The sequence below is a fragment of the Streptomyces shaanxiensis genome (assembly GCF_039537145.1).
In the GTDB taxonomy this organism is placed as follows: domain Bacteria; phylum Actinomycetota; class Actinomycetes; order Streptomycetales; family Streptomycetaceae; genus Streptomyces; species Streptomyces shaanxiensis.
On record NZ_BAAAZY010000008.1, the window covers coordinates 95334 to 109089 of the forward strand.

Consider the following 13756-nt stretch of genomic DNA (forward strand, 5'->3'; position numbering starts at 1 on the left):
CCCACCCTGACTGGGCAAGGCGCAGTAGCGGAGGGAGCATGGAGGTGCCCGGTCGGCGTTGTCGTGGTACCCGGGTGTGGGCGGGGCGGCAGGGTGTGCCGGTCTGTGGCGGAGGAGCTGGGATGACAGCCGAATCCGAATCCGAATCCGAGTCCTACGAACCCGACGGTGGCGGGTACGGCCCGCCGCCCCGTCCGACCGGCCTCCTGGACGTGCTGAGCGTGGCCGCGGTGGTCGTCGACGCCGCCGGGCGCATCGTGTTCTGGACGCCGCAGGCCGAGGACCTCTTCGGTTACACCTCCGAGGAGGCGCTCGGCACGTACGCGGCGCGGCTGTTCATCCAGCCCGAGCACCTGCCGGCCGTGGCGAAGCTGTTCGCCGAGGTGCTGGAGACCGGCCGCAGCTGGGCCGGCGCCTTCCCGGTGCGGCACAAGGACGGCAGCACCCGGCTGACGGAGTTCCGCAACATGCGGCTGCTGGACGATCTCGGCGACGTCTACGCGCTGGGCATCGCGGCCGACCACTCCCTGCTCCAGCGGGTCGAGACCGACCTGGCGCTGTGCGAGCGGCTGATCAACCAGTCCCCGATCGGTATCGCCCTCCTCGATCCCGACCTGCACTATCTGCTGGTCAACCCGGCACTGGAGCGCATCGACGCCACCCCGGCCGAGGAGCACATCGGCCGTCGGCTGCGGGAGACCCTGCCGCTGCCCGACATCGACACCATCGAGTCCGCCCTGCGCCAGGTGCTCACCACCGGCACCCCGCTGCTGGACCAGTACCACGTGGGCCGACCGCCGGCCGACCCCGACCACGAGCACGCCTGGTCGCTGTCGTTCTACCGGCTGGACGACTCCGGCGGGCGGGTCCTGGGCGCGGCCATCTCGTTCGTCGACGTCACCGAGCGGCACCGCGCGGCCGCCGAGGCCGACCGGGCCCGGCGACGGCTCGCCCTCGTCGCCGACGCCTCCACCCGCGTCGGCACCACGCTGGAGGTGGAGCAGACCGCCCGCGAGCTGGCCGAGATCGCCGCCCCCGAGCTGGCCGACGTGGTCGCCGTGGACGTCCTGGACTCCGCCCTGGCCTGCCGCCGTATGCGCAGGCCGGACAACGGCCCGGAGCTGTTCCGCGCCCTCGCCCTGAAGGCGGCCTACCCCAGCGTGGCCCTGCGCGCCGCCGACCCGCCCGGTGACCTCGCCGCCTACGACGGCGACCGCCTGGTGACCCTGTGCGTGCACACCGCCCGGCCGGTGCTGGTGCGTCATGTCGGCGAGCACGATCTGCGGCGCATCGCCCGGGACGACGAGGCCACCTCCCTGCTGGCGCGGGCCGGCGTCCACTCGTATCTCGCGGTGCCGTTGATCGCCCACGGCGAGGTGCTCGGCGCCCTGGATCTGAAGCGGACCCGCAACCCGGTGCCGTTCGACCAGGACGACGTGGTCCTGGCGAGCGAGCTGGCCAGCCGTGCCGCCGTGGCCATCGACAACGCCCGCTGGTTCCAGAGCGTGCGCAACACCGCCCTCACCCTGCAGCGCAGCCTGCTGCCCGACCACGCCCCGCACCACACCGGCCTGGAGCTCGCCTCCCGCTATCAGCCCGCCCAGGCCACCAGTGAGGTCGGCGGTGACTGGTACGACGTCCTCCCGCTGGCCGACGACAGGACCGCCCTGGTCGTCGGCGACGTCATGGGCAACGGCATCGACGCCGCCGCCACCATGGGGCGGCTGCGCACGGCCACCTGCGCCTACGCGGACCTCGACCTCGAACCCGGCGCCGTGCTCCAGCACCTCGACAAGATCACCTGCGATCTGGAGCACTACATCGTCACCTGCCTCTACGCCGCGTACGACCCCCGCACCAGGCGGTGCCAGATCGCCAACGCCGGACACATGCCGCCCGCGCTGTCCCGCCCCGGCCACCCGCCCGAGCTGCTCGAGCTGCCCGCCGGAGCCCCGCTCGGCGTCGGCGGCATCCCCTTCGGGAGCACCACCGTCGCCCTCGGCCCCGGGGATCTGCTGGTCCTCTACACCGACGGCCTCGTCGAGACCCGCCTCCACCCCATCGACGACCGTCTGAACGTCCTCCTCGGCTTCCTCGACGAACCCAGCCGCCCCCTGGAGGAGATCTGCGACCTCCTGCTGTACGGCCTGCGCCATCCCGACGACCACGACGACGTCGCGCTGCTCGTCGCGCGGGTTCTCTAGGCGCATACTCCCCACCCGAGTCGCACACTCACCACGCCCGGCGGTTGCTCCCTCGCCGCGCCCGGAGCACCCTGTTCCTATGGGTGCTGACAGCGGCCCTGGCCCTACGCTCATCAGCTCCGTCCAGCGCGCGTTCCGCCTGCTGGAGGCGGTGAGTGCGCACGAGAACGGCGCGCCGGCCAAGCAGCTGGCCCGGGAGACGGGCCTGCCCCTGGCCACGGCGTACCACTTGCTGCGCACGCTGGTCCACGACGGATACGTGCGCAAGCTCGCCGACGGCGGGTTCATCCTGGGCGAGCGGCTCCAGACGCTGCACACGGCGGGCCGTACGCAGGCGCTGCTCAGCCGGATCCGGCCCACGCTCGCCGCGCTGCGGGACGAGCTGGGGACCGCGGCCTATCTCACCTTCTACGAGGAGGGGGAGATCCGGGTCGCCGAGATCGTCGACGGGCCGCGCGCTCCCCGGGTCGATCTCTGGGTGGGGTTCGAGGACGCCGGGCACGCCACGGCGCTCGGCAAGTCGGTGCTGCGCGAGCTGGACACCGAGGCGCGCAAGGAGTACCTGTCCCGGCACTCCCTCTCCGACCTCACGCCCAGGACGATCACCGATGCTCCGGAGCTGATCCGGCGGATCGACTCCTCGCCCATGGCGCCGGCCGTCACGGACATGGAGGAGTACTCCCTCGGCACGGTCTGTGTCGCGGTGCCCGTCTACAGCGGCACCACGCTCGGCTCGCTCGGCGTCTCGCTGCGCAAGGACCGGCTCTCCCGGCTGGAGGAGGTCAGGGCGCGGCTGATCCCGACCGCGAGCCGTGTGACCAGAGGGCTGTCGCTCACTATCTGAAATCCCGCGCCTTGTCCCGTCCGGGGTCGAACCCGTTTCCTAGACGAAACGGACATTTCATGGGTTCATGCACCCCCACCCCGGGTGCAGGATCCCCCGCACAGGTGAGGACAGCGGACGAGACATGAGTCAGGCCCCGCACCATGGTCACGATCACTGGCCGAGGCGATTGGTCGCCGCTCTGCCCCTTCTGCCCATCGTGATGGTCTCCGCCGTCGTGCTCGTGGACCTCCTCGGCGGCTCCGGGATGACCTGGCTGCCGCTGCTCGCCACGGGACCGGCGCTCGCCGCGACGACCAACGGGCCGCGCGGGGTCCTGTGTGTGGGGCTGCTGGGCGCGGCCGTGGGCGCGGTCCTCGGCATCCGTGACGACGCTCCTGACGACCAGCTGGCGGTCGTCCTGGCCGCGCTGCTGGCCGTCACCCTGGCGGGATGCCTGGCCAGCGCGCTGCGCGGGCGGCGCGAGCGGGTGCTGGCGGCGGTCCGCTCCGTCGCCGAGGCCGCCCAGCACGCGCTGCTGCAGCCCATACCGGCGACGGTCGGGCCGTTCCGGGTGGCCGTGCGCTACAGCGCCGCCGCGGCGGAGGCCCGGATCGGCGGCGACCTCTACGCGCTCGTGTCGACGCCGTACGGGGTGCGGATGATCGTCGGCGACGTGCGCGGCAAGGGGCTGCCCGCCGTGGGGACGGCCGCCCTCGTGGTCGGGGTCTTCCGTGAGGCCGCCTACGACGAACCCGACCTCCTCGCCGTCGTCGCGCGGATCGAGCGGAGCCTGGCGCGCAACCTGGGCAGCGACGACTTCGTCACCGCCGTGGTCGCCGGGTACCCGCGGGAAGGGCAACTGGAGGTGGTCAACTGCGGCCACGCGCCGCCGCTGCTGGTGCGCGACTCCGCCGTCGTCCCGGTCGACCCGGACCGTCCGGCGCCGCCCCTCGGGCTGCGCACGCTCTCGGGCGAGACGCCCACGCTGCAGGTGCTGCCCTTCGCCGACGGCGACCAGCTGCTGCTGTACACCGACGGCGTCACCGAGGCCCGCAACCACGCCCGCGAGTTCTACCCGCTCGCCGACGGCCTGGCCCGGCACACCTCCGACGAGCCGTCCCACACCGTCACCGCCCTCCACGACGAACTGCTGGCCCACGTGGGCGGCCGCCTCCACGACGACGCGGCCCTGCTCCTCCTCCACAAGCCGACCGCCCCCGAAGCCCCCGTCCCCCACGCACCGACCGAGTCCCACCACATGGACTCGTACTCACCCCAGATCGGCTGACCGCCCGATCCGAACCTGCCCCCGTAACCCTGCCCACCCCCACCCAACGGTGTTAAAAAAGAGGCATGGCCGGATTCCTCGGCCGCCTGCGCTCGCTGTTGAGCGCGCGTACCGTCGCCCGGCAGGTCTTCGTGCTGCAGGCGGCGATCGTCGCGCTCCTCGTCGTCGCCGCGGTGGTGGCCCTGGTGCTGCAGGTCCGCACCGATACCGAGCGGGAGGCCCGCAACCGCTCCCTCGCCGTGGCCGAGGCGTTCGCGAACGCGCCCGGTGTCGTCGAGGCCCTGGCGGACCCGGACCCGACCGCACTGCTCCAGCCGCGTGCGGAGGCGGCCCGCAGGGCGACCGAGGTGGACTTCATCGTCGTGATGACCAAGGGCGGGATCCGCTACACCCACCCCAACCCCGACCGGATCGGCCAGCACTTCGTCGGCACCATCGCCCCGGCCGCGGCGGGCGGGATCGTACGGGAGACGTACACCGGAACCCTGGGGCCGTCCGTGCGGGCCGTGGTCCCCGTGACCGACGGCGACGGCAGCGTCGTAGGCCTGGTGGCCGCCGGGGTGACGCTGGCCAGCGTGGGCGGCGTCGTGGACAACCAGCTGCCGATGCTGCTCGGCGCGGCGGCCGTCGCGCTCGTCCTCGCCACCGCCGGGACCGCGCTGGTCAGCCGACGGCTGCTGCGGCAGACGCACGGGCTGGGGCCCGCCGAGATGACCCGGATGTACGAGCATCACGACGCCGTTCTGCACGCCGTACGGGAGGGCGTGCTGATCCTGGACGGCAAGCGGCGCCTGGCGCTCGCGAACGACGAGGCGCGCCGGCTGCTCGGGCTGACCCCGGACGCGGAGGGGCGGCCCTGTCTTGCCCTGGGCATCGGCAGCGACCTCGCCCGGCTGTTCGCCTCCGGCCGGGACGCCACCGACGAGGTGCACCTCACGCAGGGCCGGCTGCTCGCCGTCAGCCAGCGCTCGACCGACCGGGACGGCGGACCGCCCGGCAGTGTGGCGACGCTGCGGGACACCACCGAGCTGCGGACCATGACCGGCAGGGCGGACGTGGCACAGGAGCGGCTGAAGCTGCTGTACGACGCGGGGCTGGAGATCGGCACCACCCTCGACGTCACGCGCACCTCGCAGGAGCTGGCCGACTTCGCGGTGCCGCGGTTCGCCGACTTCGTCTCCGTCGATCTCGCGGATCCGGTGCTGCGCGGCGGGGAGCCGAAGCAGGGCCGCACCGACATGCGCCGGGTCGCTTTCCGCGGTGTGCGGGAGGGCAGCCCGCTCTTCCCGATCGGGGAGCTGATCCACTTCGCCCCGGCCACACCCCAGGCCTTCGGCTTCGGCACGGGCAGGACCGTGCTGGAGGCGGACATGCCCGCCTTCTCCGGCTGGCAGGACCTGGATCCCGACAACGCCCGCAGGATCGTCGACTTCGGGATCCACACGATGCTCACGGTCCCGCTGCGCGCCCGCGGCGTCATCATGGGCATGGCCACCTTCTGGCGCGCCGACCGCCCCGAGCCCTTCGAGCCGGACGACGTCTCCCTCGCCGAGGAACTGGTGGCGCGCGCCGCCGTCAGCATCGACAACGCCCGCCGCTACACCCGCGAGCACACCCTGGCGGACACCCTCCAGCGCAGCCTGCTGCCCCGGGCCCTGCCGGAGCAGAGCGCCCTCGACGTCGCCTACCGCTATCTGCCCGCGCACGCGGCCCAGGGCGGCGTCGGCGGGGACTGGTTCGACGTCATCCCGCTGCCGGGGGCGCGGGTGGCGCTGGTCGTGGGGGACGTCGTGGGGCACGGCCTGCACGCGGCGGCCACGATGGGGCGGCTGCGTACGGCGGTCCACAACTTCTCCACCCTGGACCTCCCGCCCGACGAACTCCTCGGCCATCTGGACGAGTTGGTCGCCCGCATCGACCAGGACGAGGGCGGCGACGGAGAGATCGCGCCGGTCACCGGAGCGACGTGCCTGTACGCCGTGTACGACCCGTCCACCGGGCTGTGCACCCTCTCCCGCGCCGGCCACCTCGAACCGGCCCTCGTCCACCCCGACGGCGTGGTCGAGTTCCCCAGCGTCCCGGGCGGGCCGCCGCTGGGCCTGAGCGGCAGCCTGCCCTTCGAGGCGACCGAGCTGCGGCTCGCCGAGGGCAGCGGGCTGGTCCTGTACACGGACGGGCTGGTCGAGCACCAGGCGCGGGACATCGACGAGGGGCTGGAGCTGCTGCGCGGGGCACTGGCCGCGGCGCCGCCGACGCACGGCCGCACACCGGAGGAGACCTGCAAGGCGGTCCTGGAGGCCCTGCTGCCGGAGCGCCCGCGCGACGACGTCGCCCTCGTCGTCTCCCGGACGCGGATGCTCAGCCCCGACCGCACGGCGGCCTGGGACGTCCCGGACGACCACGCCGCGGTGGCCCGGGTCCGGGCGGCGGCCACGCGGACGCTGGACGAGTGGGGGCTGGCGGAGGAGGCGTTCACGACCGAGCTGATCCTCAGCGAGCTGGTCACCAACGCCCTGCGCCACGCCACCGGCCCCATCCGCGTCCGCCTGATCCGCGATCGCGCCCTGATCTGCGAGGTCTCCGACGGCAGCAGCACCGCTCCGCATCTGCGCAGCGCGGCGACGACCGACGAGGGCGGCCGGGGGCTGTTCCTGGTGGCCCAGTTCGCCGAGCGCTGGGGCACGCGGTACTCGGCGCACGGCAAGGTGATCTGGACGGAACAGCCGCTGGCGGGGAGCGCGGAGAGCGGACCGGCCGCGCTGTGATTGGCGCGGCACGGTGGTCGAGCAGGGCCCGACGGACCAGGTGCCGGGCGCGCCCCAGGACCCGCACACCCGCCTGCTGCCGGCCTCCGTACCGCGCCGGGGATGGGATCCGGCCGACGCGGTACGGGCCAGGGCGGAGGCGGACGCCGCCCAGCTGCACGGGGGCTCAGTCCCCGTGCGCCTCCAGCGCCGCCCGCACGCCCGACTCGAGCGCACCCTCGATCCACGACGGCTTCACCGACGTGTGGTCCCCGGCGAAGTACAGCGGGCCCTCGGGGGTGCGGATCGCTTCGAGCAGTTCCGTGTGCTGGCCGGGGAGAAGCACGGACGCCTCCCCGTACGCGTACGGGTCGCGCAGCCAGCTCTGGGTGCGCCCGGCCCCGGTGTAGAACACCTCGACGCGCTGGCCGTAGACCTGTTGCAGGCCCCGCAGCGCGTGCGGGTAACGGGCGTCCTCGTCGAGGGAGTCCCAGCGGGAGGCGTCGTCGGCCCAGCTGTAGGAGGCGAGGACGACGCCGCCCTTGCTGCCCTCGATCGGGTGCGAGGGGTTGATCATGAACCGGTTGGAGTTGTCGGAGACCGAGCCGCCGCCGATGATGTGCGCCGCCTCGGGCTGGTCGCGGGTGCCCCAACGGTTGGCGGCGTAGTGCACGCGCTGGGCGTCGCTGATGTGGCCGTCCGGGACGGACGGGTGGGCGCCGAGGAGGCTGCCGTCGGCGGGCGCCTTGCCCTTGCGGTAGTCGTCGTAGAGGCCGGGACGTACGGCGTCGAGTTCGCGCTTCCAGTCGGCCTCGGTGAACTCCCACCAGCGCAGGCCGAATTCGAGCAGCACCTTGGTCGCGCTGTCGTAGTGCAGCTCGGCCACCGCACGCCGCTTCCTGTACGACATCAGCGGGCTGACCTGCACCTGCCTGAGTCCCGAGAACGGCACCGTGACGATCGCGAGGTCGCCGGTGAACTCCTCGCGCACGACCTTGCCGTCGCGGCCCTCGGAGACGGTGTCGATCCATACGTGCGGGCCCTTGGCGCCGACGTGGGAGGTGTCGTCGGCACCGGGCCGGCCGGGGGCCCAGTACTCGATGTGCGTGGCCCGCCGGTCGAGGCGCAGGACGTCGGCGACCTCCTTCAGCAGCGCGTCCGGGAGGGTCGCCGTGCCGCCGACCAGCTCCCAGAACTCGGTGTCCGGGCTGATCAGCGACTGGCTGATGAAGCTGTGGATGAAGGAGAGCGGCAGCCGTGAGGTGAGGTTCTCCAGGGTGCCGATCAGGTCGACGGTCCGCTCGTCGAAGCCCGCCTCCTCGGTCAGGAAGCGGTACATCGACCAGTCGCCGTACTTCTGCACGACCCGCGCCCACCCCTTGACCCGCTCGGGCATCGGCTTGTCGACGCGTTTGCCGTCCGGGCCGACGGTGCTGAACTCGTCGCGTACCGGGTCGAGGGCGCGGCGCAGGATGGTGCCGGAGGGTGTGTCCCAGTGCTCGCGCGGGACGCCGAAGGAGCGGTTGATCCTGCGGGGTGCCTTCGCGTACTCGGAGCGGCGCACGCGGACGCCGTTGACGTGCAGCCAGGCGTTGTTGACGGGCTTGCCCTCGCCGTCGACGTCGACGAGGTGGAACCGGCGGCGTTTCACGCCGAGTTGGTCGACCAGCCGCATCACCAGCGGATGGCTGCCGGGGATGCGCATGGCGCCGGCCTCCGCGTACTGCGCGGGGTCGGCGAACGCCTGCGCGGCGTGCTCGTGCCCGCCGGTGCGGAAGGTCTTGATACGGCCGCCGACGCGGTTGCCGTTGGCCTCGACGAGAGTGACGTGGTGCCCGGCCCGCTTCAGCAGCCAGGCGGCGACCAGGCCGGCCGGTCCGGCGCCGACGACGAGGATCTTTCTCGCGGTCCTCGTCGCCGTGCGCGGCAGCCCGGAGTCGAGGATCTTGCGGTACTGCGGCACGAGGGGCCGGTCGTGCTCGTCGACCACCAGCAGGGCACGGGCGACGGCCAGGCAGGTGTCCCAGTCTGCGGTGGACTTCGGTCGGTGGGGGGCGGCGGGCGCCGCGGGTGCGGCAACCGCCGGCACGGGAGTTAACGCGGCGAGGGCCGCGGCCGTCGTGGCGGACGCGGTCGCGAATTTCCGCCGGGAGAGGGAAGTCGGGCCGTCAGACGCGCGGTGATTTTCCATATGCCCTGGATACGGGGGCAGTTGGGACTCCGGGAGCCATCCGTCGGTTGATCACCTGAACGGGCAAGCGCACCATCGCACACCCGCGCCGGGCGTGCGTCCGCACGCGGGTTTGTAAAGCACGTATGACGAAACCATTGACGGAGACATGTCCCACTTTTATCTTCTGACCCAGTCACGATCGGAATCACGAACTCCGTTCGAAATCTCGGACAGAATTGCGGACAGGGACGGTCTCGTATGCCCCGGATGTCTCACCCGTCGCTCAGGAAACGCCGCAGATCACTGATCCTCTGCGTGCTCACCGCGCTGCTGGCCCTGGTGGCGACCACGCAGCCGGCGTCCGCGGCGGAGGGCCGCCTGTACACGAATCCGCTGAAGTCGTTCAAGGGCGCCGACCCGTGGCTGCAGTACCACGACGGCAACTACTACCTGATCACCACGACGTTCACCGGCGTCCTCGGCATCCGCAAGTCGCCGACGCTCGCGGGTCTCGCCACCGCGCCCAACGTGCAGGTGTATGCGGACACCACGTCCACGCGCAACACCAACTTCTGGGCGCCGGAGATGCACCTCCTCAACGGCCGCTGGTACGTGTACTACTCGGCCGGCCAGAGCGGCGTCGCCTGCTGCGACTCGCAGCGCACGCATGTGCTGGAGAGCGCCGGAACCGACCCGATGGGGCCGTACACCTACAAGGGTTCGCTCACCGGGTCGAACCTCACGCCGGGCGGCTGGCTGATCGACGCGAGCGTGCTGCAGGCGAACAACAAGCTGTACCTGGTCGGCAGCGGGTTCATCAACGGCAGTACACAGAGCCTGGTCATCGCGCCGATGAGCAACCCGTACACCCTCGCGAGCAACACCTTCACCATCATCTCCAGCCCGACCCTGGACTGGGAACGCTCCGGCAACCCCGTCAACGAGGGCCCCGAGCCGCTGTACCGGGGCGGCCGCACCTTCCTGACGTACTCCGCGAGCTCCTGCCAGACCGCCGACTACAAGCTCGGCCAGCTGGAGCTGACCGGCTCCGATCCGCTCAGCCCCGCCTCGTGGACCAAGAAGCAGACGCCGGTCTTCCAGCGCAGTGACGCGGGCAGCGTGTACGGCCCCGGCCACAACGGCTTCTTCACCTCGCCCGACGGAACCGAGAACTGGATCGTCTACCACGCCAACTCCGCGTCGAACGGCGGCTGCGGCAACGGTCGCACCACCCGCGCCCAGAAGTTCACCTGGAACGCCGACGGCACCCCGAACTTCGGTACGCCGGTCGCCCTCGGCACCACCCTTCCCGGCCCGTCCGGCGAGACGGCGACGACCCCCACGGCGTACACCCTCGTCAACCGCAACAGCGGCAAGTGCCTGGACGTGAACGGCGGCAACAGCGCCGACGGCACGAACATCTTCCAGTGGACCTGCACCGGCGGGACCAACCAGAAGTGGAAGGTCGAGGACCTCGGCGACGACACCAACCGCCTGGTCAACGTCGCCACCGGCAAGGTGATGGACGTCGCCGACTGCTCCGCCTCCGACGGCGCCGACATCCGGCAGTGGTCGTGGCTCAACAACAAGTGCCAGCGCTACCGCCTGGTGTTCACGGCCTCCGGCGACTACGTCCGGATCGTCAACGAGTCCACCGGCAAGGTCGCCGACGTCGCCGACTGCGGCACCACGAACGGCACCGACGTACGGCAGTGGACGTGGCTGAACAACAACTGCCAGCAGTGGCGCCTCGTGCCCACGACCTGATCCCTTCCTTCCAACTCCCGCACTGGAGAAGCACCTTGAGACGCAACGCCATACGGCTGCTCACGGCCGTCCTGATGGCCCTCGCGGCCTGCCTCGCCGGGCCCGGTCCCGCCGCCGAGGCGGCCGTGCCCGCCTCCCCCGCCGTGACCTTCACCAACCCGATCGCGCTGCAGCGCGCCGATCCGCACATCTTCAAGCACACCGACGGCTTCTACTACTTCACGGCGACCGTTCCGGCGTACGACAGGATCGTCATGCGCCGGGCCACCACTCTTCAGGGGCTCTCCACCGCCCCGGAGACCACGATCTGGACCAAGCACGCCAGCGGTGAGATGGGCGCCCACATCTGGGCCCCGGAGATCCACTTCATCGACGGCAAGTGGTACGTCTACTTCACCGCCGGCTGGTCCAACGACAAGTGGAGAATCCGGCCGTACGTCCTGGAGACCAGCTCCGCCAACCCGCTCACCGGCACCTGGACCGAGAAGGGCCGCATCTCCCTGCCGCTGGACACCTTCTCGCTCGACGCCACGACGTTCGTGCACAACGGCACCCGCTACCTCAGCTGGGCCCAGAACGACCCCGCAGTCGGCGCCGGCACCAACATCTACCTGGCCCGGATGTCCAACCCCTGGACCATCAGCGGCAGTCCGGTGATGATCGCCCGGCCCACCCACGCCTGGGAGAAGGTCGGAGCGACCGTCAACGAGGGCCCCGCCTTCATCCAGCACGGCAGCAAGGTCTTCATGACCTTCTCCGCCAGCGCCACCGACGCCAACTACTGCCTCGGCCTGCTGACCGCCGACGCCACCGCCGACCTGATGAACCCGGCGTCCTGGACCAAGAACCCCGAGCCGGTCTTCAAGAGCAACGACGCCACCAGCCAGTTCGGTCCGGGCCACAACAGCTTCACCACGTCCGAGGACGGCAAGTCGGACATCCTCGTCTACCACGACCGCGACTACAAGAACATCAGCGGCGACCCGCTCAACGACCCCAACCGCCGCACCCGCGTCCAGAAGCTGTACTGGAAGGCCGACGGCACCCCCGACTTCGGCATCCCGGTGGCCGACGGGGTCACGCCGCAACGCTTCTCGTCGTACAACTTCGCGGACCGGTTCATCCGGCACTGGGAGTACCGGGCCCGTATCGAGGCCAACGTCTCCCCGCTGGCGGACTCACAGTTCCGCGTCGTGACCGGCCTGACCGGCAGCGGCACGGTGTCGCTGGAGTCGGCCAACTTCCCCGGCTACTACCTGCGGCACAAGAACTTCGAGGTGTGGCTGGAGAAGAACGACGGCACCACGCAGTTCGCGGCCGACGCGAGCTTCTACAAGCGGGCCGGGCTGTCCGACTCGGCGGGGGTGTCGTACGAGTCGTACAACAACGCCGGGCGTTACGTCCGGCACTACAACTACCTGCTGCAGCTGCAGTCACCGAGCACGGCGACGGACCGCGCCGACGCCACGTTCTACGCCCAGTGAGGCGTTCAGGGCAGTGACCCGGTGAGGCGTCTCACCAGGTGAGGTGCAGACGGTACGGGGAGCGGTGGATCATCGTCGGTCGCATGGTGACCCGGTGGTCCGCCGCCAGCCCCAGCCCCGGCAGTCGTCTGGTCAACTCGCCCAGTGTCAGGCGCAGTTGTTCGCGGGCGAGCTGTGCGCCGGGGCAGCCGTGCGCCCCGAACCCGAAGGCGAGGTGGCGCTCCGGGGTGCGGGTGATGTCGAACTCGTCGGGTTGCGGATGCCGGACGGGGTCGCGGTTGGCCCCGCCGAAGGCCACGAACACCGTTGCCCCGGCGGGGAGTTCGGTGCCGGCCAGGGTGAGCGGCCGGGTGGTGATCCGGCGGAAGCCCTGGAGGGCGGTGTCGTAGCGGGCGGCCTCCTCGACCGCCGCCGGGATCCTGTCGGGCTCGGCGCACAGCAGCTCCCACTGACGGGGATGCCGCAGGAGGTGCAGGACGGTCGTGCCGATCAGGGCGGTGGTCGTCAGGTGGCCCGCGATGAGCAGGTTCTGTAGGTGGGCGACGGCTTCGTGCCGCTGCTCCAGGGTGAGTTCGCCCTCGGTGCCCTCGGTGCCCTCGGTGACCGACGCCACGATCTCCGTGGCCAGGTCCTCCCGGGGACGCGCGGCCCGCTCGCGGACGTACCGGTCGAGGATGTGCTGCATCGCCACGACGTCCTCGGCGGCGGCGATCTGCTCGTCCTCCCCCAGCGGACGGAACAGCAGTTCCTCGGCGCGATGACCGCCGTGCACGACGGCCGGCACGTCGGAGGGGTCGAGGCCGACGATCCTGCCGACGACGTCGCCGGGGAGACGCCGGGCGTAGGCCGACATCAGCTCTACCCGGCCGTTCTTCGGGTCCGGGGCGAAGGCGTCGACCAGAGCCGCGGCGCGCTCGGCGGCGTAGGGCAGGACGGCGGCGACCCGGGACGGGGACAGCCCGCGGACGATGGGGGCGCGCAACTGCTGGTGCCGGGCACCGTCGGAGGTGACGACGACGGGCCGCCCGCCGAATCCGCCGCCGAGGACGGCGAGCGCGGCGGGCGAGGGCAGCACGTCGGGCAGGAGACTGTTCGCCGACGAGAAGTCCTCCGGCCTGCGCAGCACTTCGCGTACGTCGGCGTCCCGGGCGACCAGCCAGGCATCGAGCTCGGGGACACGGGTCAGTCCCGGCGCACGGCGGGCGCGGTCGTAGTGCGGGTAGGGATCGCGCTGCAACTCGTCGCGTACGCCGTGCAGTTGATCGTCCAC

The 13756-nt window shown here is 71.6% G+C and carries 8 protein-coding genes; 6 read left to right on the forward strand and 2 right to left on the reverse strand.

Features of this window, described 5'->3' with window-relative positions; translation table 11 throughout:
• Positions 1-122 precede the first annotated feature (122 nt).
• From ABD932_RS12155 to ABD932_RS12170, 4 genes are all read left to right on the forward strand, one after another.
• The gene (locus ABD932_RS12155; RefSeq protein ID WP_345011653.1) at positions 123-2204 is read left to right on the forward strand and encodes a SpoIIE family protein phosphatase; all 2082 of its coding nucleotides are present in this window, start codon (positions 123-125) and stop codon (positions 2202-2204) included.
• Positions 2205-2283: 79 nt separating this feature from the next.
• Entirely contained in the window at positions 2284-3048 is a 765-nt protein-coding gene (locus tag ABD932_RS12160; protein ID WP_345011655.1) for an IclR family transcriptional regulator, read from the forward strand.
• Between the two features lie 124 nt (positions 3049-3172).
• Positions 3173-4318: a PP2C family protein-serine/threonine phosphatase gene (locus ABD932_RS12165; protein WP_345011658.1), complete on the forward strand. Its 1146-nt coding sequence runs from the start codon at positions 3173-3175 to the stop codon at positions 4316-4318.
• Between the two features lie 65 nt (positions 4319-4383).
• Entirely contained in the window at positions 4384-7083 is a 2700-nt protein-coding gene (locus ABD932_RS12170; protein ID WP_345011660.1) for a SpoIIE family protein phosphatase, read from the forward strand.
• 166 nt (positions 7084-7249) lie between these two features.
• On the opposite strand, the gene ABD932_RS12180 is transcribed toward ABD932_RS12170, so the two are convergent.
• Positions 7250-9253: a flavin monoamine oxidase family protein gene (locus ABD932_RS12180; RefSeq protein WP_345011662.1), complete on the reverse strand. Its 2004-nt coding sequence runs from the start codon at positions 9251-9253 to the stop codon at positions 7250-7252.
• A 240-nt stretch (positions 9254-9493) separates the two neighbouring features.
• Here ABD932_RS12180 and ABD932_RS12185 point away from each other — a divergent pair, with 240 nt between their 5' ends.
• Together ABD932_RS12185 and ABD932_RS12190 are read left to right on the forward strand one after the other, a co-directional pair.
• Positions 9494-11002 carry a family 43 glycosylhydrolase gene (locus ABD932_RS12185; RefSeq protein ID WP_425587451.1) on the forward strand — a complete coding sequence of 503 codons (1509 nt, stop codon included), beginning with the start codon at positions 9494-9496 and terminating at the stop codon, positions 11000-11002.
• 74 nt (positions 11003-11076) lie between these two features.
• Positions 11077-12486, forward strand: a complete 1410-nt coding sequence (locus ABD932_RS12190; protein WP_345011996.1) for a family 43 glycosylhydrolase — start codon at positions 11077-11079, stop codon at positions 12484-12486.
• Positions 12487-12517: 31 nt separating this feature from the next.
• Here ABD932_RS12190 and ABD932_RS12195 read toward each other — a convergent pair whose 3' ends face one another.
• Positions 12518-13756 carry a cytochrome P450 gene (locus ABD932_RS12195; RefSeq protein ID WP_345011664.1) on the reverse strand — a complete coding sequence of 413 codons (1239 nt, stop codon included), beginning with the start codon at positions 13754-13756 and terminating at the stop codon, positions 12518-12520.